The organism is Flavobacterium faecale, assembly GCF_003076455.1.
Taxonomy (GTDB): domain Bacteria; phylum Bacteroidota; class Bacteroidia; order Flavobacteriales; family Flavobacteriaceae; genus Flavobacterium; species Flavobacterium faecale.
The window spans coordinates 3,692,856-3,719,520 of record NZ_CP020918.1; the positions used below are offsets into that span (position 1 = coordinate 3,692,856).

Annotated in this window: 21 protein-coding genes and 5 pseudogenes; 9 read left to right on the forward strand and 17 right to left on the reverse strand. The window is 34.1% G+C overall.

What is annotated here, in order from left to right:
* Positions 1 to 9 precede the first annotated feature (9 nt).
* From FFWV33_RS15435 to FFWV33_RS15475, 8 genes and pseudogenes are all read right to left on the reverse strand, one after another.
* Positions 10 to 699 carry a conjugal transfer protein TraI gene (locus FFWV33_RS15435; RefSeq protein ID WP_108741738.1) on the reverse strand — a complete coding sequence of 230 codons (690 nt, stop codon included), beginning with the start codon at positions 697 to 699 and terminating at the stop codon, positions 10 to 12.
* A gap of 56 nt (positions 700 to 755) precedes the next feature.
* Positions 756 to 3,191: pseudogene (locus tag FFWV33_RS15440) on the reverse strand (TraG family conjugative transposon ATPase).
* 72 nt (positions 3,192 to 3,263) lie between these two features.
* On the reverse strand, positions 3,264 to 3,587 hold the full coding sequence (locus FFWV33_RS15445; protein WP_108741739.1) for a DUF4133 domain-containing protein: 324 nt from the start codon (positions 3,585 to 3,587) through the stop codon (positions 3,264 to 3,266).
* A gap of 12 nt (positions 3,588 to 3,599) precedes the next feature.
* On the reverse strand, positions 3,600 to 3,938 hold the full coding sequence (locus FFWV33_RS15450; protein ID WP_108742576.1) for a DUF4134 domain-containing protein: 339 nt from the start codon (positions 3,936 to 3,938) through the stop codon (positions 3,600 to 3,602).
* A 135-nt stretch (positions 3,939 to 4,073) separates the two neighbouring features.
* Complete coding sequence (locus FFWV33_RS15455; protein WP_108741740.1) at positions 4,074 to 4,547, reverse strand: hypothetical protein; 474 nt, start codon at positions 4,545 to 4,547, stop codon at positions 4,074 to 4,076.
* Between the two features lie 173 nt (positions 4,548 to 4,720).
* On the reverse strand, positions 4,721 to 5,923 hold the full coding sequence (locus tag FFWV33_RS15460) for a hypothetical protein (RefSeq protein ID WP_108741741.1): 1,203 nt from the start codon (positions 5,921 to 5,923) through the stop codon (positions 4,721 to 4,723).
* Positions 5,924 to 5,973: 50 nt separating this feature from the next.
* A complete protein-coding gene (locus FFWV33_RS15465) occupies positions 5,974 to 6,846 on the reverse strand; it encodes a helix-turn-helix domain-containing protein (RefSeq protein WP_108741742.1) in 873 nt (290 codons plus the stop codon).
* A 316-nt stretch (positions 6,847 to 7,162) separates the two neighbouring features.
* Positions 7,163 to 7,858: a hypothetical protein gene (locus FFWV33_RS15475; protein WP_108741744.1), complete on the reverse strand. Its 696-nt coding sequence runs from the start codon at positions 7,856 to 7,858 to the stop codon at positions 7,163 to 7,165.
* A gap of 334 nt (positions 7,859 to 8,192) precedes the next feature.
* Between FFWV33_RS15475 and FFWV33_RS15480 the strand changes: the two genes are divergently transcribed.
* From FFWV33_RS15480 to FFWV33_RS15495, 4 genes are all read left to right on the forward strand, one after another.
* Positions 8,193 to 9,857 carry a helix-turn-helix domain-containing protein gene (locus FFWV33_RS15480; RefSeq protein WP_108741745.1) on the forward strand — a complete coding sequence of 555 codons (1,665 nt, stop codon included), beginning with the start codon at positions 8,193 to 8,195 and terminating at the stop codon, positions 9,855 to 9,857.
* A 96-nt stretch (positions 9,858 to 9,953) separates the two neighbouring features.
* Positions 9,954 to 10,130, forward strand: a complete 177-nt coding sequence (locus FFWV33_RS15485; RefSeq protein WP_108741746.1) for a histone H1 — start codon at positions 9,954 to 9,956, stop codon at positions 10,128 to 10,130.
* A 540-nt stretch (positions 10,131 to 10,670) separates the two neighbouring features.
* Positions 10,671 to 13,058, forward strand: coding sequence for a TonB-dependent receptor (locus FFWV33_RS15490; protein WP_108741747.1), 2,388 nt, complete (start codon positions 10,671 to 10,673; stop codon positions 13,056 to 13,058).
* Between the two features lie 10 nt (positions 13,059 to 13,068).
* Positions 13,069 to 14,151, forward strand: coding sequence for a PepSY-associated TM helix domain-containing protein (locus FFWV33_RS15495; protein ID WP_108741748.1), 1,083 nt, complete (start codon positions 13,069 to 13,071; stop codon positions 14,149 to 14,151).
* Between the two features lie 160 nt (positions 14,152 to 14,311).
* On the opposite strand, the pseudogene FFWV33_RS15500 reads toward FFWV33_RS15495, so the two are convergent.
* Positions 14,312 to 14,725, reverse strand: a pseudogene (locus FFWV33_RS15500) (transposase); the annotation flags it as partial.
* 861 nt (positions 14,726 to 15,586) lie between these two features.
* On the opposite strand from FFWV33_RS15500, the gene ltrA reads away from it, so the two are divergent.
* Complete coding sequence (ltrA, locus tag FFWV33_RS15505) at positions 15,587 to 16,882, forward strand: group II intron reverse transcriptase/maturase (protein WP_108739491.1); 1,296 nt, start codon at positions 15,587 to 15,589, stop codon at positions 16,880 to 16,882.
* Between the two features lie 75 nt (positions 16,883 to 16,957).
* Here ltrA and FFWV33_RS15510 read toward each other — a convergent pair whose 3' ends face one another.
* From FFWV33_RS15510 to FFWV33_RS15520, 3 genes are all read right to left on the reverse strand, one after another.
* Positions 16,958 to 17,362 (reverse strand): PIN domain-containing protein, encoded by a 405-nt coding sequence (locus tag FFWV33_RS15510; RefSeq protein ID WP_108741749.1) that lies wholly within the window; start codon positions 17,360 to 17,362, stop codon positions 16,958 to 16,960.
* Complete coding sequence (locus FFWV33_RS15515; RefSeq protein WP_108741750.1) at positions 17,362 to 17,601, reverse strand: hypothetical protein; 240 nt, start codon at positions 17,599 to 17,601, stop codon at positions 17,362 to 17,364. The genes FFWV33_RS15510 and FFWV33_RS15515 overlap by 1 nt, the downstream gene beginning before the upstream one ends.
* A 102-nt stretch (positions 17,602 to 17,703) precedes the next feature.
* Positions 17,704 to 18,180 (reverse strand): transposase, encoded by a 477-nt coding sequence (locus tag FFWV33_RS15520; RefSeq protein WP_159086049.1) that lies wholly within the window; start codon positions 18,178 to 18,180, stop codon positions 17,704 to 17,706.
* Positions 18,181 to 18,197: 17 nt separating this feature from the next.
* On the opposite strand from FFWV33_RS15520, the pseudogene FFWV33_RS15525 reads away from it, so the two are divergent.
* A pseudogene (locus tag FFWV33_RS15525) lies at positions 18,198 to 18,464 on the forward strand (transposase); the annotation flags it as partial.
* A 278-nt stretch (positions 18,465 to 18,742) separates the two neighbouring features.
* Entirely contained in the window at positions 18,743 to 19,819 is a 1,077-nt protein-coding gene (locus FFWV33_RS15530) for an IS110 family RNA-guided transposase (protein WP_108741752.1), read from the forward strand.
* 441 nt (positions 19,820 to 20,260) lie between these two features.
* Here FFWV33_RS15530 and FFWV33_RS15535 read toward each other — a convergent pair whose 3' ends face one another.
* Together FFWV33_RS15535 and FFWV33_RS15540 are read right to left on the reverse strand one after the other, a co-directional pair.
* Complete coding sequence (locus FFWV33_RS15535; RefSeq protein WP_108741753.1) at positions 20,261 to 21,259, reverse strand: DUF4062 domain-containing protein; 999 nt, start codon at positions 21,257 to 21,259, stop codon at positions 20,261 to 20,263.
* 81 nt (positions 21,260 to 21,340) lie between these two features.
* A complete protein-coding gene (locus tag FFWV33_RS15540) occupies positions 21,341 to 21,817 on the reverse strand; it encodes a transposase (RefSeq protein ID WP_108741754.1) in 477 nt (158 codons plus the stop codon).
* 37 nt (positions 21,818 to 21,854) lie between these two features.
* On the opposite strand from FFWV33_RS15540, the pseudogene FFWV33_RS19570 reads away from it, so the two are divergent.
* Positions 21,855 to 22,103, forward strand: a pseudogene (locus tag FFWV33_RS19570) (IS91 family transposase); the annotation flags it as partial.
* Between the two features lie 268 nt (positions 22,104 to 22,371).
* On the opposite strand, the gene FFWV33_RS15555 reads toward FFWV33_RS19570, so the two are convergent.
* Complete coding sequence (locus FFWV33_RS15555) at positions 22,372 to 24,789, reverse strand: ATP-binding protein (protein ID WP_108741755.1); 2,418 nt, start codon at positions 24,787 to 24,789, stop codon at positions 22,372 to 22,374.
* A gap of 108 nt (positions 24,790 to 24,897) precedes the next feature.
* Positions 24,898 to 25,374: a transposase gene (locus FFWV33_RS15560; RefSeq protein WP_108741756.1), complete on the reverse strand. Its 477-nt coding sequence runs from the start codon at positions 25,372 to 25,374 to the stop codon at positions 24,898 to 24,900.
* Between the two features lie 37 nt (positions 25,375 to 25,411).
* On the opposite strand from FFWV33_RS15560, the pseudogene FFWV33_RS19575 reads away from it, so the two are divergent.
* Positions 25,412 to 25,600 (forward strand): annotated as a pseudogene (locus FFWV33_RS19575) (IS91 family transposase); the annotation flags it as partial.
* Positions 25,601 to 25,896: 296 nt separating this feature from the next.
* Here FFWV33_RS19575 and FFWV33_RS15570 read toward each other — a convergent pair.
* Positions 25,897 to 26,313, reverse strand: coding sequence for a hypothetical protein (locus FFWV33_RS15570; protein ID WP_108741757.1), 417 nt, complete (start codon positions 26,311 to 26,313; stop codon positions 25,897 to 25,899).
* Positions 26,314 to 26,665 lie beyond the last annotated feature (352 nt).

Below are 26,665 nucleotides of genomic sequence, written 5' to 3' on the forward strand. Positions count from 1 at the left end.
CTTATTATTTTAGTTAGGAATTCCGTAAAGCTTCTTAATCTTTTCTACATCATGCTTCGTTTTTGCTCTTTGTAAGCTGAGTTGCCTATTTTGACTATTGAACAGTCTAAGGTCATCATAGTTAGCATCAATTTGATCAGCGGCGGTATTGATGATTTCCAATCTTTTGGCGTCACTCATTTGGATCGTAAAAGAATCCAGAATTAGAAAAATCTGGTCTATGTTTTTTAGGCTCTCGTTTAATATACCTGAATACACTTTATGCATATACTCTAGTTCTGCCACATTAAAATGTGGGTCTTGTTTAATGAGATTCCAAGCTCTGTCATATTCATCTACTAGCCGTACTTGCTTCTGCGTAATATCCCTAATGCGCTGGTAATAACTAATTATTGATTTGACTTTCATCAACTCCTCGTAGTAATTCTTATACAAGTCCTTTTGCTTCTGTGTCCATTGAGAAATCTCTCCTAGTTTTAGTTTGGAAAGCGTATTCTCCAGTTTCTTGTGTGCATTTTGAAGCCAGATAGTTTTATTTTGCAACCGCTGTATTCGCAAGTCTATCGCCAAAATCACTTTTTTAATTGCGGCAGTTATCACTCCAACTATAGGCAAAGCAACGACTGCTGCAGGCCTTGCTGGACTACTGACAAGCAGTAGACAAAGCAAACACAAGCTTATTTTTCTCTTTGTTTTCATAATGCATTTAATTTAGGTTTGTTTTTCTCCTCTATTAGAGCGTTATAGTCTCTTTTTCATCCTTTTGCTTCCCCCCGTAAGTCAGCTGCTAATGCAGCGATTCCTTTTTGAATATCGCCTCCAAACATTTTCGAATAGGCTTGGACTTTTAGTTTTTCCGTTTCCTCGGTGGTATAAGCGAGATACTCTTCTAGCGAAACTTCTGTTCGGTAAACTTTAGATAGCATTCCTCCCAGTGAGATAAATACTTCCTTGTATTTCTTGTCTGGATCGTTGGATTTATTTACTGATAATACTAATGCTTTTTCCTTTTCTGTGAGGCCTAATAGTTCTTGAATTTGCTCAAATTTATTTTGATACTTACTCTGGTCCAGTAATATCTTGCAGTCACTATTATTGATGATAGCTTGCTTCACTACAGGTGACGAAATGATATCTTCCACTTCTTGAGTAACTACGATTGCCTCTCCAAAAAACTTTCGAACGGTCTTAAATAAATACTTAATATATTCTGCCATACCCTCCTTAGCAATAGATTTCCACGCTTCTTCTATTAGTATCATTTTACGAACCCCTTTTAGCTTCCGCATTTTACTGATAAACAGCTCCATTATAATAATAGTAACCACTGGAAAAAGAATCGGATGATCTTTAATATTGTCTAATTCGAATACTATAAATCGCTCTTGCAACAAGTCTAAATTTTGAGTAGCATTGAGTAAGTAGTCGAATTCTCCTCCTTGATAATACGGACGCAGTACGTAGAGAAAGTTATTTACATCAAAATCCTTTTCTTTTACCTTATCCCCTTCCAATACTTTTACAAAATCCTCTTTTAGAAAATCATAAAATGTATTAAAGCTGGGAAACAGTTGCGGATTTACAGCTAGTTTCTCATAATACAATTGTAAAGCATTCGATAAGGCTACATATTCAATCCGATTAAAAGTCTCATCGTCTTTTTTCCAAAGTGCCAAGAGCAAGGTCTTTATACTTTCTTTTTTCTCTGTATCTAAAGTATCGCCTTCACTGATATAAAAGGGGTTGAACTTGATTGGATTCTTTTCATCATAGGTGAAATAGTATCCATTGACCATATCACACAACCCTTTGTAACTATGACCTACATCGACAAGTACAACATGGGTTCCTTGTTCGTAATAGCTTCTAACCATATGATTGGTGAAGAAAGATTTTCCGCTTCCAGAAGGTCCTAGTATAAACTTATTTCGATTAGTGCATATCCCCATTTTTATTGGTTCATCGCTGATATCTACATGTACTGGCTTTCCAGTCAAACGATCTCCTAGTCTGATCCCAATGGGACTTAGTGACGAACGATAGCCAGTTTCCATATTTAGAAAGCAGCTTGCTTGCTCCACAAACGTATCAAAGCTATCATTCATCGGAAAATCAGCGGCGTTTCCAGGAATCCCAGCCCAATAAATCTGGGCTGCTCCCACTGTTTCTTGTTTTGCTGCTGCATCCATTTGTACTAACGCAGAAGAAACCTTGTTTTTAATATCTTTCAATTCTTCTTTTTGATCCGTCCAAACCAAGACATTAAAATGCGCTTTGACAGGGAGCCGTTGCTGACTAATGGCTTCATTAAGAAAATCATTTGTAGCATCGCGAGCAATTAGATTTTCCCTGCTATATGCTGATAGAGATTGTAGTCGCAGTCTTTTACTTTCTAACTTCTTCAAGGTTTTTTGGAAATCTTCTATAAAAATGTACTGATTATAAATGTGATTACACGAAAGTAACTGGCCTAGAGTAGAAGCAAAACCAATGCTAAATTTGGTCCTATCGGTTGAATACCGATCATAGTTAATTCTAGAACCACATAACGCAGGCAAATCGGCTGCATCTCCTAGAGTATAAATCTGGCAATGTTTGTCTCCCACCTGTAAACTATCCTTGAAAGCAATGTCATTTAATACAAAGGATTCCGGTTTCTCAGACAAGGAACAATAGCGTTCTATAATACCAATCTTTCTGCTGTGACTTCGTAGCTCATCATCGCTAAGACGCTGTAACTTTACAAATCCGCTGTCTTCCAATATTCGTCTGAATTGCCCTGTGCTATCGACAAAATCTTGACGCACTTGTTCTTTTAAGGTTTCCTCAGGGACAATTGAAGACCTAATTAAACTAGAAAATAGCGAGCTAGAAGTTTTTCTTCCCACTGGCTATTTAGTCAAAAAAATGTAGCAAGAATGATCAAGAAATGGACGCTCATTAAAGAATCGCTCGCTACAACGACTTAGAAAACTATGGTCGTCGTTGGCAAAATGTGGTTGATGTTTGCTGTCGATGAACCAGTCTTGCTTATGGAAAACGCTAAACTTTGGCAATAGCTTTATAGCTTTCACCCAAGCTTGGTGAAATGCCTCGTATTCTTGATCTGATAATGTAAATATCTCTGGTAGGGCTACTTTAAACACCACGGTAACATCTCCTTGCTTTGATAGAATACAGTCGTGTTCTATATCCATTATCGGTAAAACAGCTTCCATCCTCTTTTCCATCTTCATTTAAATTTAACTGATTCTTCATTCCTTTCACTGCAGCATTCGCATTTTGTAAATCCTTCTACTTTGAGTCTTAACTACCGTAGGTAATTGTCTTTTCGCTAGCTCTTTCATCATTCCGTGTTCTCCGTATTTGTGGCTCATTTTATAAATCTTTACAGCCATCACCGTTCCTGCTATACCAATAATTCCCAACGAGATAAAAGAGGGTAACCCGATAAAATACATCATCGAAAAAAGAATCATTAACACTACTATTCCTCCTCCAAAATACCAGATGTACTGCGCTTTTAATCCTTTAAACTCGATACTCTTATTAATTCCTTTATTTATACGATAGACGCTATTTCCCATATATACAAAGCTTTAAACTCCAAAAAAGGATTTGATTACGGTAGCAACAACAACTAGAAATACGCAGCTACCAAACCATGCCGCTGCTACTTTTCCGGTATCAGGATCACCTGCATTCCATTTTTGATAGACCTTAACTGCTCCAATTAGTCCAAGCAACGCCCCTACTGCATACATTAATTCCGTACCAGCATCAAAATAACTCCGAACCTTCTGATTCGCTTCGTTGATACCAGCAACACCATCCTGACCATAGCCGTGAGAGCTAAATAACAGCAATACCACAACGCAAACTCCAATAATTATTTTTTGCCGACTCAATCCTTCTAAATTCAATTTGCACTTATTCATAACACTTTGTTTTAAAGTTAAAATCATTAAAAATAATGTAGAGCATGCCGCTGTCTCAATTTCTCATTCTTGTCACACTAAGCCATACCGCACTGAAACGGACAGGGGCAATTCCTCCACATTGTAACATTGTTTTTACTCATTCCACAAGTCCTCCACCTCTAAATAACTTAAACTTATAGTATCTAGTTTTTCACATTCTGAAATAATCAGTTCACTGACTGAGGATCTAAAAGGAGAGTTTTTAATACTGGAGTATTCGGTAAATAGCAAACTGAGATGTCCAATAAATTCTGATTTGATAACTTCTCTTTGACTTGCAACTTTTACTAGATTTTTTAGCTTTTCGGCGAAAGTATCTATATCAAGAATAGTTTCTTCTGTTTCTCCTAAAGATGTTTGTTTGGAAGTACCAGTTAAAGTTTGCGGATGAACTACATCATAATGAATTTCTAAATCCTTAATTCTGCGCTTACGAATTTTCCGCTTTCCTGTCACAATTTCTGTGATGTCAAATAAATAATATCTAAATCCAATAAATAGATACCAACTGGCTAATAGTAGTACAATCACAACGATGTAATTGCCCCATGAAATGTTTGTAAACATAGCTTCTTAATTAAATGTTCAACTTCCTTTTTTTTCCTCAAACAAAAAATTGATGTTTGATTTCATAAGTCAAAAGAACAATTAGTTAACTTTACTCACAAGTACAACTTTAAGTTGTACCCTTTAGTACCCCTGATTAAAAGAGCTATATGATCTATTTTATATATTAAGAATTAATAGCTATTTATTTTAGTAATCATCTTCTCCAGCGTCTTAATAGCAACTGCTTTATCACGGTCTTCAGCATTGTAAGACTTGCTCCTTACAGATTGATAGGAGAGCTCTTTTTTAAACGGAGTAGATAAATAAGGAACAATACTTTTAAATACTTGACTCATGGAACGGGCTTTTATGACACGAGACTCATCTGCAGCTCTCAAAATAAGAGCAATCTGATCACACGATAAATCACACTCCATTTTAAGATTGGAATCAATTGCTATTGTGTCGCTTTGAGGAGTTGCAACGACAACAGCTTCTTCTTTGGTTTTTATTTGCTGTTCCAAGTAGCGAATTTCATGTTGAAACCAAGTGAATAAAACCTCTTTCAAGTGAGGTTCCTGGGGGTCAAACATTCTTTTCGGCTTACAATAGAGCTGCCCAAATTCTTTGTAAATAAGTAAAATAGCGGCCAATCTGTCGCCAACGGTATCATAGTGATCGAGCTGGAGCAGAATCCTATTCTTAAGATAAGCACTGTATTCCTGACAATTAAAATTAAAACATATGAGTATTTCATCTGCTGCCGAATATGTACTGCTTTTTACAACTTCTAGCGTATCAATAGCTAAGGCATTCAATAACTCCTTTCTATAGACTATTTCCCTATAGGTGCTCTTATTGCGATGCTCTGATGCTAATTTTTGATACAGTTTTGCCATAACAATTTGTAAAGGATTTTCTATTATAGAAGACATTACAGTGTTACTTTTAAACCCGTCCAACTTGGACAGTATTTCTCTTTTTGACACTATTTGATAGGTGATTGGAACACGTACATCCAAACTAAGATATTTGTAAAATCGATTTTCGACAAAAGATATTAAATCTTCTAAAACAGATGTAATGGTAACTCCAATATGACGAAGATGGGGTTCATTAAAATACTCATGTTGTTGGTTTTCAATAGTGCAATCTAAAAGATAAATAAAACTAGAGTGGTATTTCCGAACCAAAAGTCGAAACTGTCTCTTTTTTCGAATAGAAAAAACTTCTTCCTTGATTTGTATTTGAATCCTACGAGATTCTTTTTTAATATGAGTAACCAGTTCCTCGCTTTCAGCAATTGATATGGATTGTAGCACGCCTCTCTTGGGGTTAAGTTCCTGCACTATTAAACAATCGAACCATTCTAAGGGGTATTTTGTATGTATCATAGAATTGTTTTATTGGTTGTGAAAAACAATTAAAGAAGGCAGCGACAAATCTACTTGCTTAAACTACTACGGTATACTGACGGTGCTATTCCAACATGCTTTTTGAAAAAGGTGCTAAATGAAGAAGGACTATTAAATCCCAATTCCTCAGATAACCGATTGATAGTAATTTGATCATCATCAAGCCTATTTTTCGCTTCCATGATAAGGGTTTCTTCAAGAATTCTCTTTACTGGTTTACCTGCTGTCTGCTTGACCACTTTGTTCAGATACCCAGCCGTAACATATAAAACACCTGCATAAAACTGTACCCTGTGTTGCTCTTTAAAATGAATCGCTAGAATATTTAAAAACTGAATAGTCAAATTTTCATTTCTTGTAAAACTCAAGTGATAATCACTAACAAAATACCCATAAATGCATCGAAGTTCATACAAAAAGAGATTAAAACTAATACGCTGCAACTCGGTTGCTACATGCCGAATTGCTTTATCACTGTTCACTTGATACATCAACTTATAGATTAGCGATACCACCAAATAACTTTTAAGATCTAAACTCACCTTTCCAATACTTTTACCACTAAGAAAATAGAAAGCGTTAAGAAGGGCTTGCTTATTACAATTTTCTATCGCAAAGGCTGTACTGAACGAAAGGTAGAACAGTTTTAGCTGAGGATCCGTCTCTAAAATGACTAAAGCCCCCCCTTTAGAAAGTACCACTAAATCATGAGCAAATAACTCCAAAAAAACGTCACGAAAAGAAATTCTTAGGCTGCCTGATTTTATAAGTAGTACAGCCGTATTACTTATAAGGAAAGCTTTATGCCCCACTTTTTTAATCGTACATTCGTTTAGAATTTGAACATCTAAGCCTTTAACAGGAAGTTCATTTAAATCGATATGTAGTAAAGTCATTATCATAATTCACTCGTTTCAAATAAAAAAGAATGCTGGCAAACTAAAGTCGTACTAATCGTTCTTATTTGATTTTTCGACAACAATCAAAAAAATAAAGTACAGATTTAATAGGGTTACTACAAAAAGTAAATACCCCATCGTTTGAATACTCGCACTTTTCTTGCGACCGTTAAACCAATAGCCAACTATTTCATCATAGCTTAATAAATCTATAATGAAATAGAGACTAATAAGGTTAAATATGACCAACATTAAAGAAAAGTAAGTGGTTAGTTTCATCATTAACAAGATCATTTTTTGTTATAAAAAGATTATCCGATTATAAGTAATAACGCAGATTGGCAATTACAGAAATGAGTGAAGCCTGAAAAGGATGAAACCCTGATGCTACTTTTTTGTTCCCAACGGAGATTTCCCAATCTCGATCTTTATGCCCCCCTTCTGCATCAAGTGCGTATCTGGTAACTGAGGTAATTCCTAAAATCGTTTCCAATTCGAAGCTTGTTAGATTAGAAGAGTCCATTATTCCAGCTTCATATGTGGTAATGAAATCATACAATAGATTATACTCTGCTTCCCTATTTTGAATGAGAGATACAAAAAAACCGAGTAAACTACTTTCTGCCGCTTCGCTCAATGTACCTGAAGCTAGTGTTGATATAACCACAGTTTCAGGATTATTTATACTGATACTAATACCGTCCTCCGTAATCAATATATTGCTTTTACCTAAAACATCGGGAGCCTTTAACTTTGCTCCGATGTAATTTACTTGAGTCGCTAAATCTTGAATAGTTTTAGAATATCCATGAATCTGATAGTACTCCGAAAGCCAAAAACCATATTCTTTTCCAACTTCATCGTAAGGATTAGCATTATTTGCTGGACCAATTGTTTTCGATGTACTTGCTTGCGCAGAAACACTATTAACTTCTTCAATTGTATTTCCATATTCATCCGTAGAGCAGGAAATCATTACTAAAACAACAAACAAACCTAAAAATAAATTTTTCATAATTATTAGTTATAAAATGTGACTGAGAACAATATCTCCGTTCATTTACCCGGGTAAGCAGAACCTTTATTTAGCACGATGCTAAACTTTTTGCTTTTGAATTCGAAACAAATCTATATGCTCTAAAGTACCTATACAACAATATAGTGGTGGGTTTTCACGATTTTAACTATGGAATTTCACGAAATCCATACAGTTTTTTTAAACCAATAAAACACTATTTATCAGTAGATTATAGTATTTTTGAAATACACTTTGTTGAAAATATTCCAGTATCGATATCTTAATACATAAGGAGTGTTTCGCAACTACCCCAAATTTAATTGATGTGTTTATGAAGAGATTTTCTATACTACTGTTACTTGTACCCCTGTGGATACAATCTCAGAATACCTCGTTCAAAGTTCCAGACTCCATTCAAAATAAAGATTTTGCTTATTTGGAGGACCGAATAGATCAGTTTAAAAATGACAGTACCAGAGCTGCCATATACTTATTTACTTATATCAAAAAAGCGAAAAGGGAACACAACTGGCAGGAGCTTAAAAACGGTTATCAAAACTTAATGCACATGTCCCCTTCATCAATGCGGATAATTTACGCTGACAGCATGGTATATGCAGCAAAAAGGTCAAAAGATAATGCTGCAATAGGTAGTGCATTCTTGACCAAAGGAATAGTTTTGTTCTCCATTAAAAAACACAAAGAGGCATTAGATGACTATCTAATTGCTAATGAATATATAGCCAAAACAAATGATTTCTACCTGATTTATAAAGTGAAATATAACATTGCACAGCTGAAGAACAACATGGGGCTTTATGACGAAGCCATCTCTTTATTGAGACAATGTGTCACCTACTATAAAAATAATCATGATAGAGCATATCTAAATTCACTCCATTCACTGGGACTGTCATATAATAAAGTGGGGAATTACGGCTTGTGCTCCATAACTAACGAGGAAGGAGTCAAAGAAAGTGAAAAGCGTAGTAGTCTAGAAATGATTGCTTATTTCCAGCACTCGGAAGGTGTGAACCAATATTTTCTAAATAATTACCAAAAGGCTATTGATAATTTAAAAAGTACAATGCCTGAAATAGAAAGTAACAACGATTTTGCCAATGAGGCTGTAGGGAATTTTTACATTGGGAAAAGTTATTGGGAACTTAAAAAATATGAAAGTGCCATCCCATATTTTAAAAAAGTAGACCAAATTTTAAACAGTAAACAATTTATAAGACGAGATTTATTAGAAACTTTTGTGTTATTAATTAACTACTACAAAACAAAAAAAGATGATAATCTACATTTGTATTATATAGACCAACTACTTAAAGCAGATCATTTACTGCTTGAAACTAACAGTTACTTGGTTTCCAAAGTGAGCAAGGAGTATGATAATAAGAATATTTTGATTGAAAAACAAAAATTAGAGGGACAGGTAAATGGACAAAAATCCAACAACTTAATTTTCATAGTCCTTGTAACATTAATATTCTTAACTCTTCTTTTCGTAAGCTATCGCAACTTTAAAATCAAAAGTACATACAAAAAAAATTATGACGCACTAATGAATAAAAGCATCCAGCCTACAAAAGAAATCACCCCAATACAACATGCTGGAATAGCTGACATCAATACTGCAGCGGTTAATGAATTAATTAGGCAATTAGAAAAATGGGAACAGGGAAAGAAATTCCTAGATAAAGAAATAACCTTAGTAAAACTAGCCGCTACTTTTAACTCCAATACTAAATATCTTTCTCTTGTTGTGTACCATCACCGCCATAAGAAATTTGCTACCTACGTTAATGACTTGAAAATTGATTATCTGATCAACGCTCTCAAAGAAAGTAAACTTCTGCAACAGTATACAAATAAAGCACTGGCTGAAGAAATTGGATTTAGTTCTACCCAACGTTTTGCGAATGCTTTTAAGGCAAGAGCCAATATGCCTACAGCTTTTTATATAGCACAACTTAATAAAGAAGAATAGAAAGTAGTATTCTAAACAAGAGAATAACTCATGTTTTATACTCTAAACAACAGCATAAATTACTATTTTTACGTAAAAACTTAATAAAAAAAAATCATGAAAGATTTAATCGAAAAAATAAACGCAGAATTCGAAACATTTAAAACTGAATCCGAGTCGCTAACTGAAAAAGGTGTTAAAGCAGCTGGAGCAAGAGCTCGTAAAGCCACTTTAGAGTTAGAGAAACTATTAAAAGAATTTAGAAAAGTCTCTGTAGAACAATCAAAAAAGTAATATTTCTTTTTTGATTGTAAAAAAATCTCGTTTAAATAATTTTAAACGAGGTTTTTATACTTGTAATGCAAACTAAATTTTCGGAGTTATAATTCAACAACTTCAGCACTACTTTTCCATATTCTGTGGTACATTTTATTATATTCAAAGTTTAGCATTTCATTAAGTGTTTTAGTCGGCCTTGGTAAGACTGCCAATAATTTCTCTTACTAGCCTCATTAAGGAAAGAAGCTGCTACCATTTCCTCTGCGATATTATGAATGCTATGATATCATTAAACTTTTTTTTCACTGATACCTATATGCTCAGTAATTACAAAGAATTGTTGTCCTATCTTTCCTTGGGCTAAATTTTTAGGTAAAAGTCCATCATCCAACGCAAATTCTTTATCATCTATACGAATACGGCTATTCAACAGGTCATAAACTTGACTTAGCCTATGATCATATATTTCTTAAAATAAACTTAATTTTCCTTTGCTAACTTTCTTTTTAGTTTTACTTTCGCGCTTTATATTTACTTAATCTAAATAAGAATAAAATGAAAATTATTATTTTAGTTGCTGCTGCATTTCTATCAGTTCAGGCATTTTCGCAATCAAATTTAAAGGGTAAAATTACAGATCAAAATAATCAGACGGTCATCGGGGCGACTGTGCAAATTAAAGAAATAGGAAATAGTACGATTACAGATGTTTCTGGAGATTATTTGTTGTCTAACATAAATGGGGGAACTTATTCAGTTAGGATTGAAATGCTTGGTTATCAAACTAAAGTCAAGAGTTTTACGTTTGATGGTACTAGCTCAATAGTATACAATGTTACATTATCAGATGATATGAGCCGTTTAGATGAAGTTGTAATCTCTGCCAGTCGGCATTCTGAATATTTATCAGAAATTCCAGCTTCTGTAACGGTAGTTGGACAAGCTAAATTGCAAGACTTTGCTAAATCTACTTCAAATATTAGTGAAATACTAGAGTTTACAGTGCCAGGTTTAGCGATGTCTTCAGGTACTTTTTCTAACTGGGGACAAACATTACGTGGCCGATCTTTACTAGTTATGGTCGACGGTATTCCGCAGTCTTCACCTTTAAGAAACGGGCAATTAGGAATAAAATCAATTACTCCTAATGATATTAGTCGCGTGGAGGTTATAAAAGGAGCTACTTCTATTTTTGGTAACGGTGGTAACGGTGGTTTTATTAATTACATCACTAAAAAACCTAATTCTTTCAAAAAAATTGAAGGCTCCACCAATGTTTGGGGTACATCTAATCTCGCTGAAACAAAAGACGCATTAGGATTTGGAGTTTACCAATCCTTTCAAGGGAATTTAGATAAATTCAGTTATTATATTAGTGGGAGTTATGAAGAAACGGGTAATAAATATGATGCTAAAGGCGTTCCTCTTTTACCAACCTATGGATTTGATAATTCTAAAATATACAGTGCGTTAGGAAAGATTGACTATCAATTATCTGAAAATCAAAAAATAACGCTAGGAGGTAATTTTTATAAATCGGTGCAAAACTCTCCATTTATTCCTGTAGCTGCAAAAGTTGAAGTTTTTAATAAGGAAGGAGATTATACTATAACAGCTGGATATGGTAAAAAAGGGACTATTGTGGGAGAAAAAGCTAATGGTTCGATCCTTGGTAATGGACAATTAACCTATAATTTAAATAATATATTTTCTGAAACCACAGACTTTCAAACTGATTTGTATTACCAAAATACGGAGAACATTTTCTTTTATTCTGATAAGTTTGAAAACGGAGGTCAATCGGTAATAAACGCAGAAAAATATGGCTTAAGACCAAATTTTATCACGAAGTTGTCAGACAACAAAGCGGCAGATATTACACTTACGTATGGTGTAGATTTACTTAGAGATAAAACCAATCAAGGGCTATTGGATGGTAGGTTATGGGTGCCTAATATCGAAATGACTAGCTGGGCGCCTTACGCACAATCTACACTTAAATTTAATGAAAAATGGGTTGTCAAAACAGGTTTGCGTTATGATGATATTAATATGGATATTGTTGATTATAGTACTTTGCCGTATTCCGCTAAGAGTGATGGTAACTTTACCCCGTCTGTAGACGTACAAGGTGGTAAATTAAACTTTAATAATCTCGCCTTTAATTTTGGTGTACGCTATATTGAGCACCAAGAATTTATACCATATATAAGTTATTCACAAGGTTTTTCAATTGCAGATTTAGGTTCTGTATTGCGTTCTGCAACAGCAAGTAATATTAATGATATTCAGTTAGAAGCTGCAGTAACTAAAAACTATGAATTTGGTTTTTTATCTAGATTTAGTAACCTGAAGTTGGAGGCTGTTGGATATTACAGCACCTCTAGTTTGGGTACGGGAATTGTATTCGTTGACGAGCTAAATACATTCCAACCTTCAAAACAACCACAACGCATTTATGGTGCAGAGGTTGCTGTAGATTATTTTACACCAAACGATAAATGGCAATTTGGAACCTCTTATTCGTATGTTGAAGGTACAAAATATAATGTAGGAGATGAAAATAACTTAAGCTATTTGGGAGGTGATGTAATCTCTGCACCAAAATTGACTGTATATGCAAACTGGAAACCGATACCAAAAGTAAGTACTTCTATTAGAGTTACCAATTCCGGAGACAGAGAGAGGTTTGATCCTTTTTTAAATGCAAAAACTAACAATTATGAATTTAGACATACTGAGTTTCCAGTAAGTGGTTATACTTTAGTTAATCTTTCTTTAGCATACCAGTTAGAACCTAACTTGTCTGTATCCTTAGCGATAAATAATTTGTTAAACGAATATTATCTACCTGCAAGATCGCAATGGGCATCCCCATTAAAAACATTCACAGGAGCTGGCGAAGGCGCTAATGCTAAAGTAAGTTTACAATATAATTTTTAATTTCTGATTGATGGCTTTAGGGAATATAGTGCGTAAATTTCATCTTTGGGTAGGTATTACATGTGGTTTAGTAGCTTCGATTTCTGGCATTTCTGGTGCTATGTACGTGTGGCAACCAGAACTCAGCGCGGCTCTTAACCCAGAGCTATTAAAATTGAAAAACATAGATAGTTTAGAGGAGGCCGTTTTTTTAAAAACGGCAGCCTCTTTAACAGCAACACACTCAGATAGTATTAGTAAAATGTTCTTGCCGTATAGAGAGCAGCAAACAATTTCTATTGAATTTAAAAACGGGAAAACCAATTATTATAATTCAGAAAATGGGCAGTTTTTAGGAGAGAGGTCAGCTTCAATTGTGTTTTTTGAAAATTTGTTAAAATTTCACCGTACCCTTTTAATTCCAAAAATAGGAAAGTATGTGACTGGAACAAGTACCATTATTTTCCTTCTAGTGATATTGCTTTCGGGTATCTATATTTGGTACAAAACCTATAGTGCTACCCTTAAAAACGGTTTTAAAATTAAATGGAAGAGTAAGAAAAAGAAATTCAACTTCGATCTTCACAAGGTATTGGGCGTTAGCTTTTTTATCCCACTTTTGACAATTGCCTTTACAGGTGCCTACTTTACCTATAATTCCTATTATAAAAAGGCGCTATCAGTGCTAGATAGTAAAACAATTCTTAAACAAGAAATACAAAACAGCAATCCCACTTCCTTTGCAGCGATTTTGTCGAATTCCGATAAAAGTTATGCCTTGCGTGCCATATATTATCCTAACGATGCAAATGATAACTATAGATTTAGGTATATTGAGAGTAGATTTAAAACGCAAGGACTTAGAAAAACCAAAGAACTGACGGTCAGCACAAACCTAAAAATAATCTCTTTAACAGATTATAAGAATGATGCTACTAGCAACCGTGTAGCAGCACAATTTTACCCTGTACACATTGGTGAAATTGCAGGACCATTTGGTAGGATTCTTGTTTTTATTGCTGGACTTATTCCAATTACATTGTATATAACTGGCTTTAGGATATATCTTTTCAAGAAGCGCAGGAAAAAGAAGTTTCTGGTTGACGGCAATTAAATATCGTCATTAATATTCAGAACAAAAAGGTTTTTTTTAAAACAGAAACCGCCCCAAAAGTTAGTCGGTTAAATTAATTTAGATTTTTGAATGAGTTCAGTGCTGTACTGGGCTCCTTCCTTTTAAAGTAAGTCTAATTTAAAAATTTTATAAATATTGGATTAAAATTGTTTTTCTTTGAATTTTGAGCCCGAAGTTTGTTGCTATCTCCCGCAACAAGGCTTCCGCCGATGAGTTCAAAATGCGAAGCAAGATTTACCGTAGCACGAAAAACACGGGCAATAGCTTTAGGATTGTCTTTTCTGAAATTGGCAATGGTATTGTGATCTGGAACCAAGCTTTTCATTAGCCAAATAAGTTCGATATTCCGAACGCATTCTTTCTCCAAAACCCTGGAAGAACGCATCCGATTGAGATATCCGTAAATAAAAAGTTTGAGTAAATACGCGGGATGATAAGCCGGTCGACCATTTTCAACAAAGCTAAAATCAAAACCAAAATCAGCTAATTTTAAACTATCCACAAACAAGTCAATGAGTCTAACTTGATTGTCTTGTGCGATTGCCTGTTCCATGGAAGAAGCAAAAAGGGGAATTTGACTTCTATCGCTTCCAATGATAAATTTACTCATAAATCACTTTTTAAAAATACGTAAGTACCTAATAATCAGTACTAAATACAGTAGAAAGCAAGGAGTTATACAAGTTTTGGGAGTGATTTTTTTAAGATAATTGAATAAAAAGAAGGGAGGTTTTTAGACAGTTTGACGTGTCCCGGCTTGCAGAAGTGGCGAACTTCGTGACCGATTATTTTCGGCTAAGGTAAATGTTCTTGCGAAAGATACACGTGAATTTACCACATATTTCGCCATTTTTGTAAACCGCTGTGTGTGCCCTGCATGAGCAGGAAGCAGATTGTAAATCGTTTGTTCACGATTCGAAATTAAACATTTTGAATTAGAAAACAAATCCTACAGTCTGATATTTTTCCAGAGGGTGCAAGTCCCTTATGAGCGGATTGAAAACCCGAATCATTAGTACGTCGCAAGGTGGTTTATCGTGAGGTATGCACTGAAGGCAGCGAAACGACAAAATCCGGTACTGACGTACAGGAACGTCATATGAGGCAAGTTAACGAGGATAAGCGTCCACAGCAACGTAACGTCCGAAGATTATCAAAATCGTTGATTTGTAGATGACGCAGGAATCGGAGGAAGGAAGAAGCTCTTACCGGGGGAGGTCTTGACAACTACGAGTTGGTTAGGTCAAGAAGTCAGCAGAAGTCATAGTACTTGTGGCAACGAGTTGCAAATAGAAACTGCATAGGTCTCACAATCAAGGAAGGACAGAACGCATTGAGGTTCTTAATTTTCAACGGAATGACGCAAGTTATAGCCCTGAAAAACAAGAACAGGTTAACCGATTAAAACAACAAAATGATTGCACGAGTAGTACATCCTTACAATCTTCAAAAAGCATTGGAACATGTTATTTCCAATCGAGGCAGTGCAGGCGTTGATGGCGTAAAAGTCAGCCAACTCAAAGAAGGTTTTCCGAAACGAAAACCACAACTGCTAGAAGATATTGCAAACGGAAACTACTGCTCACAACCCATTTTGGGAGTAGAAATTCCTAAGGGGAACGGCAAAGTCCGTCTTTTGGGAGTTCCTACCACTACCGACCGAGTGTTGCAACAAGCCGTATCGCAGGTTATAGCACCATTATTCGAAACCGAGTTTAGTAGCAATAGTTTTGGATTTCGCCCCAACAAGAATGCCCGACAAGCCGTTGGACAATCACGGGACTACATCCATCAAGGGTTGAACCACATTGTGGACATTGACCTCAAGAACTTCTTTGATGAAGTAGACCATTGTTTATTACTGAATTTAGTCTATCGAAAAGTGAAATGTAAAACTACGATGCGACTCATCCGAAAATGGTTGCGTGCGCCAATACAAATCAAAGGAAAACTACAGAAAAGACGCAAGGGCGTTCCGCAAGGAAGTCCACTCAGTCCGTTATTGTCGAATATTCTACTCCATGAATTGGACAAAGAAATGACAAGACGCAAATACAAATTTGTACGTTATGCCGATGATTTTAGTATTTATTGTACGAGCCACAACGGGGCAAAAGCGACAGCACAAGCACTTGTTAAATTCTTGAAAACAAAGCTCAAACTGACCATCAACGAGGAGAAAAGCGGGATAAAACGTCCTGTTCACTTCACGATTTTGGGATTCGGATTTGTGCCAACTTACAAGAAAGGAAGCAAGAACGATTATCAATTGGTAGTGGCAGAAAAAGCATGGAAGAAACTAAAAGAAAAGCTCAAAAGCATTAGCCGTAAAACCGCACCAGTCAAACTAGAAGACCGTATTGCCAAGATAAACGAAATTCAGCGAGGATGGTTAAACTATTTTCGGGGAACAAGTATCATGGGAAAATTACGTGACATAGATGGCTGGTTAAGAAACCGACTTCGGTACTGCATTTGGCACGACTGGAAAAAACCCGAACGGAAAAGGAAAAACCTCATACGACTAGGAATTGACCAAGACCACGCCTATGCATGGAGTCGGACTCGAAAAGGTGGTTGGGCGATTGCTCAGAGTCCAATTTTGGGGTCTACCATCACTTTGAAGCGCTTAAAACAAAAAGGGTATCAATCATTAACCGATGTTTATATCGAACTTAACCCATCTCTTTGCGAACCGCCGAATACGTGACCCGTACGTTCGGTGGTGTGAGAGGCGCAGTCCGTCCTATTCGGGGCGGACCCGTCTACTCGATTGGCAAAAGTATTATTTGCGCACAATCCAATTTTCGATTTCAATTCCATTTAATCTTTCGAAATCTTTGATGTTTTCAGTTACTAAAATTAATTTATTTTCTACTGCTGTAACACCAATTAATAAATCAAATTCATCATTTTGAGGTTTGCCAAGTTTATTTAAGCGAACTTTTTCTTCTGCGTATTTTTTTATAGATCCAAAAATTGGAATTATTACAATTCCTTTTAAAAAAATATCTACAGCTTTATGTGATTTAACTTTATCAAGACTATTTTCAGCACCAAATCGTAATTCTAAAACAGTTATTTCAGAAATATAGCAATTTTCGACACCCTTTGCTTTTAGCATTTTATCAACTTCGAATTTTCCACGTAGAAAATGTACACAGATATTGGTGTCAAGTAAATATTTCATTAGAATTTAATTTCTTTAGTTCTAAATTTTCTACTTGATTTTATTTCTGTATTTATTTCATCAGAGGTTTTTTCGCTAGAAAATGCACCAAAAGATTTATAAAAATTATTTTCTTTACTTTTATTTTCTGCTTTTAAGGATTTCGTTAACTTTTCAATCAACTCAAGTTTACTCATAGAGTTTAAACTCTCGAATAATCCGAAGTAATTTTCTATAATATTTTTGTCAGTAAAAGTCATTTTCGTGTTGTTTTATTCAAAGATATGATTTTTTCCGCTTTTGATCAAATATTTTTGCCAACGTCAGTTCCTCTAAAAACCCTTGAGAGTTCCTATCTAAACTTAATTTTGAGGTAAATATAACCCATTTCCCGAACAATAATTTCGACTTTTAAAAAATGCGCTCACATTTATTTCAAAATTTACAACGGCGTAAAAAGCTTTTAAATGAGTTTTATTGAGCCAATAAAACAAAGCCGTACGTTTTAAGTACATTTTCAACATATTTAGGTCAACGAGATTAAAAATGCGCTTGAGATTGTAGGCGGTAAAAATCAATCCCACATCAGCACTGGCGTGTTTGATGGATTTTTTAGTCATGATGTAATAGAAGTCCCATTGTCGTTTAATCACGCCATATGGATGCTCGACAATGGCTTGGCGCCGTCGGTAGATTTCATAATTATTTTCAATTCTGACCTTATTTTTATAAATTAAATCGGCATGTTGGGAACGTTCAATAAGTCGGCCTCTTGCGTTTTTGGTACACTTTTTAAAAAGCTCGCAACTCAAGCAAGCACTGGTTTTATGATGCTTCATTTGAGTCACCGACTTTCCGTTTTGCAATGCACATTTTACCCAAGGGTTTTGTAAAAATACGGCATTATGGTTTTTTGAGTAGCAACTGGAAATGAGAGAAACTAAAGATTTTACAAGAAAAACTAAAGGTACAACCCCAAATAAAAGTAACCAAAGAATCGAAAATTAGAAAGTGTCAATGCTGTAAAACGGGCAATTTACACACCATTCTACTGTTTGACCAGCGAGGTCCGCCTGCTTGGTATCTTGGCAGTAGCCAAAAATCAATTGCCTGTAAAAGTTAACTTTATGGGTAAGGGCACTTATGTTCAAAAGTGAAGGAAAACACGAGAAAACCAACCAGATTATCCCTCAAAGAAAAGAGGACAATTTGTCCTCTTGAATTACCTAAACTTGTTTATCGATATCCCCATAGTGGCGGAAGTAGAGCGGTTCCGTTCAACCGCAGTTTCATTGTTGGCTTTTCAAGCCCAACGAGCATCTATGTAAAAGCAGTAAATTGAGCCTCAAAATAATTACTAACTGCAGTACAGTTTTGGCTGTCTGCTAATACTTTAATGATATGAGTACTCAAATTACTACTAGTCCAAAAGTATATATTGGTTTGGATATACACAAGAAAACATGGACAGTTTCCATTCAGACCGATTTATTTTTCCATAAAACGTATTCTATGCCTTCAAAATCTTGTGATTTAGAGCAATATGTAACTAATAATTTTCATAATCATGAGGTTTATTTAGTTTATGAAGTAGGTTGTTGTGGGTTTTCTGTAGCTCGCTATTTTTTAAATTTAGGATGGAATGTACTAGTGGTCAATCCAGCTGACGTGAAAACAGGAAATAAAGAACGCTATCAGAAAACAGATGCTTTGGATGCCAAAAATTTATCCAACCAGTTGAAATCTGGCACTTTAAAAGGAATCAATATCCCTACAGAGGATGAGGATCAGTTCACTAGTTTGGCACGCCATAGAACACAGGTTACAAAAAAATTGAGGACAACTAAATTGCATATCAAGAGTTTATTGTTGTTTCACGCAATAGAAATCCCCGTAGAATATGATAATTCGAATTGGTCTAATGGTTTTATAGAATGGTTAGAAAAGGTGAAATTTAGTACTACTTGTGGAGATTTAGCTTTACAAGGAAAAATTAGAATGTATAAATTTGTAAAAACAGAATATTTAGAAATTGCCAATCAAATGCGAGCCTATTGTCGAAAAAGCCACAAAGAAGATTACAATTTATTGAAGAGTATTCCTGGTATTGGGGGTTATCTAGCCTCTGTTATTATTGCAGAATGTGGTGATTTGAGGCGTTTCAATACCGAGGGACAATTTGCTAGTTTTGTTGGAATTGTTCCTGGAATACATAATAGCGGTGGTAGCGAGAAATGTTTGGGAATAACTCCTCGGAGCCGAAGTCAATTACGAAGCTACTTGATTGAAGCGGCTTGGATGGCTGTGAGGAAAGATCTTGAAATGCAACAGTATTATAGAAAACATCAAGGAAAAAATGTAAAAAGCATCATCGTAAAAGTAGCACATAAAATGACTCGAAGGATATTAGCAGTTATTAAGACACAAACCCCATATAAAATTAATAAAAACATAGTTTTAGAAAAATCAATAGCATAAAATTAAAAAATAAGAGTAGCGAAAATCAAAAAATAACTTTCTTAAAAGTCTCACAAAATGACAAGAAAAAATAGACTGCAAAGCTAAGGTGGTAGCCACGCTAAAGCGTGGGCTACATAACGAGCAGGCAGCTATTTTATTATTCTTACAACCACACAGGTGCTGGTGGCTATTGATTTAGACCACAAATAGGAGCCTGAGCTTTAAGAATTTAAAGGGAAAATATGATATAAAAGAGGAAAAAAAAATCGTGGCATTATTGAAAAAGTTAGAATAACTTTTTCTGTCCAAAACCTACGGCGGACAAAAAGTTGTTTCCAACTTTTCCAACAAGCCGTTGGAACGGCATTTTATACTCGAAAATCACCCACATATCGCTCAGAGAAAAAGTTGTTGATAACTTTAATTGCTTTACATAGGAACCTTAGCTGTTGGCAGTAGTTATTTTTTTATAGTTCGTAAATTTAACATCAAGTTTTTACCTTTTTCTGTTGTATTCCATATTAAGTTTATTTGTCCAGATTTATCTGTAGTAGTTTCCAATTCAATTAATTGTAGAGCTGAAAATTGAATTTTTATAGTTTGAAAATCTTGGTCTCTTATATAGCTTATTCCAGAATCTACAAAATTCTGAATTGTCTCGTATATAACTTGTGAAAGTTTTTCTTTTACTTTTGAATCATTGGGTTTCTTTAAAAGATATGGTGATATTAAGGCAAAAATTTCTCCCCAAGTTAATTTTTTAGACCAATTTGAGTTAACATCTTGATGATATTGATCATTCCAATAGGTATGTTTCCCTGAAATTTCGATTAAATCTTCAATTTCTGCAAGATTAGCTATATCGAGTTTATTATCATTTGTGGTAATTTGTGACTTTAGCTCTTGATTCTCTTTTCGTATTTCGTTTAACTCAACATAGACTTCTGGGTTTGATGTCGAATTTGCCCTTATCCATCCAATTGCTGGATATCTTTTAATTGTTTTAGGTAGATTTAAGGCTACTAAACCAGGTAGTTCTTCTGCATTTGTCCAAAACCTAATTAATCTATTTGTAGACACTTTTAATTTGAAATCCTGTAATTTCTGCCTTAAATCTGAATTTTTTTCAGATTTTCCCATAGGGATTTGATCAGGATTTGAATGAATAAAAGCAATCACTTTTATGTTTTTAGTAATTGCATAATCATATTCCATTTCTGTATAACTTATACCTTCCGCAGAAATAGAGCCATATCTTCCGCCAATGATTAATATATAGTAATCACAATCATCAATTACTTTTTTAATAAATTCAAATTGTTCTTCATCAATTGCAGGAAAAATTTCCATTCCTGCTGGAATACAATCTAATTCCATTATTGTTTGAATAACTTTTGCTCTTTCATTTTTTAAATCAGCATAAGTAGAACTTATGAAGACTTGATACCTTTTATCCATTGTATTATTTTTCTCTCTTTTCGGGTATAATTATTGCCAACGTCAGTTCGTCTAAAAACCCTTGGAAGTTCCTATCTAAACTTAATTTTGAGGTAAATATAACCCATTTCCCGAACAATAATTTCGACTTTTAAAAAATACACTCACATTTATTTCAAAATTTACAACGGCGTAAAAAGCTTTTAAATGAGTTTTATTGAGCCAATAAAACATAGCCGTACGTTTTAAGTACATTTTCAACATATTTAGGTCAACGAGATTAAAAATACGCTTGAGATTGTAGGCGGTAAAAATCAATCCCACATCAGCACTGGCGTGTTTGATGGATTTTTTGGTCATGATGTAATAGAAGTCCCATTGTCGTTTAATCACGCCATATGGATGCTCGACAATGGCTTGGCGCCGTCGGTAGATTTCATAATTATTTTCAATTCTGACCTTATTTTGATAAATCAAATCGGCATGTTGGGAGCGTTCAATGAGTCGGCCTCTAGCGTTTTTGGTACACTTTTTAAAAAGCTCGCAACTCAAGCAAGCACAGGTTTTATAATGCTTCATTTGGGTCACCGACTTTCCGTTTTTCTTGGAATACCAATTACCCAAGGGTTTTGTAAAAATACGGCATTATGGTTTTCTGAGTAGCAACTGGAAACGAGAGAAACTAAAGATTTTACAAGAAAAACTAAAGGTACAACCCCAAATAAAAGTAACCAAAGAATCGAAAATTAGAAAGTGTCAATGCTGTAAAACGGGCAATTTACACAACATTCTACTGTTTGACCAGCGAGGTCCGCCTTCATGGTATCTTGGCAATAGCCAAAAATCAATTGCCTGTAAAAGTTAACTTTATGGGTAAGGGCACTTATACTCAAAAGTGAAGGAAAACACGAGAAAACCAACCAGATTATCCCTCAAAGAAAAGAAGACAATTTGTCCTCTTGAATTACCTAAACTTGTTTATCGATATCCCCATAGTGGCGGAAGTAGAGCGGTTCCGTTCAACCGCGGTTTCATTGTTGGCTTTTCAAGCCCCACGAAACCTTAGCTGTTGGCAGACGTAACAATATGCACAATACTTTCAAATTTTCTTTTTTTTAAATAGTTCTGCTTAATTATTTTACTATCCAACCTTTTTCAGCAAAACTATTTTTTGTAAAAGAATTAGGACTCATTTTAAATTCCAATTGTTCTTTTATTTCTATTAACTTTACATTGTCGGGTTCAAATAATAAACCTTCTTCGCAAGTCTTTAAAGCCCTTTCATCATCACGGATATTGTTACGAATGTTTATAGCTTTACCAAAACAAGTAATTGCATTTGAATGAATTTCCATTTTTGACAAATTTTCACCTGTGTAAATCGCCTGCTCATAATGTTCATTTGCTTTTGTTCCGATTTCATATCTCTTGTTTTTGGAGTGGTAAAAACTTGTTTTAGTAGCTTGTACAGTATATCCTTGAGCAAGTCCAAGATGAATTCTTTGGTCTTTTGAATTTAATTTAAGCGCTCTTTCAAAATAATTTATACTTGATTGAATAATTTCTTTAACATCATCTTTCTTCCCTATTCTACTCTTATATTCTAAATAACCAAGTTCAATTAATACTTCTAAGAATTCATTGTCAATTTCTATTGCAATTAAAAATTCTTTTTTTGCTTTACTATATGAGTCTTTAAATATACCATTATCCTCTATTTTCCCTTTTATCAAATATAAAAATGCGAACTTACTATTTTCTTTTAACAGTTTTTCAATCGAACTTATAGCTGAATCATAATTATAATATGCATTAGAAAGAGCTTTTATTGCTTCTCCCGCTGCAACTTTTTCTTTATGGTTTTTAGCTTTTGACCTTGTAAATAGTTTAACGCTTTCCGAATTATCGATACTAAATTTACTTTTTTCTTGGATGAAATTATCGTATTTCTGAATAATTTCTATTTCATTTTCTAAAGATAAATATTGTTTAGAGTAAATTTTTGCTAAATGTGGAATTGTATATCCTATTTCCCCGCTATCAGTTTTTTGCGCTAAACATAAAGAAGTTTTAGTAAGTTTGGGAATTGAATGTAATCCAATTTCATCACTTGAAAAGCCACTTATATATAATAAATCTCCTAAGGATAATAGTTCTTCTCTTTCAGAAAGTGAAAAAATAAATAATAATGTTCTTTCAGCAATTGATAATTTATCAATAGTTCCTTGAAAACAAAATTTAAGAATATCTTCATATGCTTTTCCGCTTTTTAAATTCTCAATTACATTTTCTATTGGTGTTCCTGTTGATAGTTGATGAGTTATCAATTGACCTGCTAACGGCATACCTTTGGTATAACTGTATAATTCATTTGTATGGTTTCCATACAACTCAATAAATGAATTATCATTTTTTCCTGTAAATAACTTATATTGAGAACTCAAAAATTCTGGAAATTCTTTCTTTTCTTCAAATCCGTTTAGATTAATTCTTGACATAAAGAAATCTCCCAAAGTTTCTCTTGTAGTTAGAATTGCTTTAGATTTTATAGGAAAATGTTCAATAAACTTAATTAAATCATTGTCATTTAGTGTTTCTAAATTATCAACAATCAAGAGAACTTTATTACTTTTTAAGAATTCTAAAACAACTTCTTCAACTTCATAATTGTCATTTTCTTCTTCAAGTCCATTAGTGGTAATGAAATCATATATATCTTCCAATAAATCGGTATAGTTTGAAATAAACTCTGTTAAATCTTTAATACCTTCTGGGGTGTATTTATTTCTTTTAGAACTTGTCCAAATAATAAAATCAAAGTTATTTTTATAATCTTTATTTTCTATAAGTTTAGTTGCGAAATAATGAACAAAAGTTGTTTTTCCAATTCCTCCAATTCCATCAATTTGAATTATTCTATTATTAGTGTTTTCTAACTTTTCATTTAATTCGTTTAAGTATTCCCTTCTACCAATAAATTCATTATACATTATTGGTTGATTGCTTATGTTTTCAATGACTTGAAAATGATTGCTTTTCAACTTATAGAATAAATTATCTGCTTTTATTGAACGTGTACCTCTACGGCAATAAACATCACCTTTTTGAAAAATAGTTATGTTTTTACTTTTATTGTCTTTCCAATTAGATTTGCTATACTGTCCATCTTTTTTAAAAGGTGATATTGTTTTATTAGGAAAAATATAAACTATAAAAAAATAATTATTATCTATTTCAATCGTATTAGTAATAAATTCTATAGAACCGTCTATAAAATTGTCAAGGATATTTGAAATATTTGCTTCATCAGTATCATTGTCACTTCTATCATCTAAACCTATCCATTCAAAATTGTTATTTACTCCGTAAATAATATAACCCCCTTTTGAATTTGAAAAAGCTGCAAAATCTTTAGAAATTTCAATTTTTGATTTTGCATCACTAATCGTAAATATTTCCTTATAGTCTAAATCTGCGCTTTCAGACTTAATGTTTAGATTTTTTATTTCTTCAATTGTTGTTTTACTAACGAATTTTAATTTATCTATCATATTTCGATTTAATTATACTTAATCACGTATTTTTTAGTAAGTTCTGATTTTCAGTTATGTCTGCCAACGTCAGTTCGTCTAAAAACCCTTGAAAGTTCCTATCTAAACTTAATTTTGAGGTAAATATAACCCATTTCCCGAACAATAATTTCGACTTTTAAAAAATACACTCACATTTATTTCAAAATTTACAACGGCGTAAAAAGCTTTTAAATGAGTTTTATTGAGCCAATAAAACAAAGCCGTACGTTTTAAGTACATTTTCAACATATTTAGGTCAACGAGATTAAAAATGCGCTTGAGATTGTAGGCGGTAAAAATCAATCCCACATCAGCACTGGCGTGTTTGATGGATTTTTTGGTCATGATGTAATAGAAGTCCCATTGTCGTTTAATCACGCCATATGGATGCTCGACAATGGCTTGGCGCCGTCGGTAGATTTCATAATTATTTTCAATTCTGACCTTATTTTGATAAATCAAATCGGCATGTTGGGAGCGTTCAATGAGTCGGCCTCTAGCGTTTTTGGTACACTTTTTAAAAAGCTCGCAACTCAAGCAAACACTGGTTTTATAATGCTTCATTTGGGTCACCGACTTTCCGTTTTTCTTGGAATACCAATTGCCTAAACGTTTTGTAAAAATAAGTTATTATGGTTCTTTGAGTAGTACTTGGAAACGTCAAAAGTTCAAGCTTTTACAGGATAAATTAAAAGTAAAAGTGCTATAAAAAGTAGAGAAGAAACCTTTTCTACCAAAATATCCTTGTTGCAAGATAACTAATTTACATCGAATAGCCATTTTTGACTAGCGCGGTCCGCCTGCATGGTTTCTTTTGGCAGTAGCCAAAAATCATCCAGATAGCTAAAGGGACTGCAAAAAATAGTTTTGTGGGTAAGGGCACGTATGCTCACACGTGAAGGAAAACACGATAAAAACAGCCTAATTTATAGCTCAAAAATAAAGAGGACACCAGATCCTCTTGAAATCCTCCTGACTCTTTTACGATAACCCCATAGTTACGGAATCTCTGCGGTTCGTTCTACAAAGGCCTCATTGTTGGCTTTTCAAGCCCACGAATCCTTAGCTGTTGTAGGCCGTTTTTTTTCAATTCGACAATAAATACCAAAGAAAAACAATCGTTACAATTAAAGTCGATACAATGCTGAGTAGCGAATACCAATTTGTTCTGCTTATTCTTCTACCATGAGATTCAAATTTATCAAAATTTTGAGTTGTAATTGATGCTTCAAATCGGCTTTTTTCCATCATTTCATATTCAATAAACATCAAAAAGCATAAATTGATAATTGGTATAAGAACGGTTTTTACAGAAATTGAATTTTCAATTTTAGAAAGCGCAAAAAAACCAGCAATTAAAATATTTTTAAAAGTAAAAAGTTTGTCGTGAATTCTGTCGAAATGTTTGAGAAGGTTTTTTAAACCTTCGATTTCTGTTCTTTCAAAATTTTCATCAATTCTTTTGTATTCGCTTTGGGATTCTTCAGAATCAAAATCTTCCATAAGTTTATTTCGTTTTTAGCAGTTTACAAATGGCACTACAACGTCAGTCTGCAAAAAATCCGTCGTTTAGTTCTTCAAAAGTAATTAAATTGTTTTAATAAAAGAAAGAAAAGTTGTATGTTTAATAATGCCACACATCAAAGGAATCCAGCGCACTCAGGTAGTTTTTCCATACCGAAACTTCGGGATTAGAACGTAGGATTTCACTAGACATCTATTTATTGGCACGGAAAGAATTTCCGCTATCGTTGGCTTTTGTGTAAACCTATTTGAGGACAAGACGGTTTATGTACACGAGCGAGACGCTCGCGCCAGGGTTCACTACTTCGACAGGTCGCTATCGCTCGGTTTT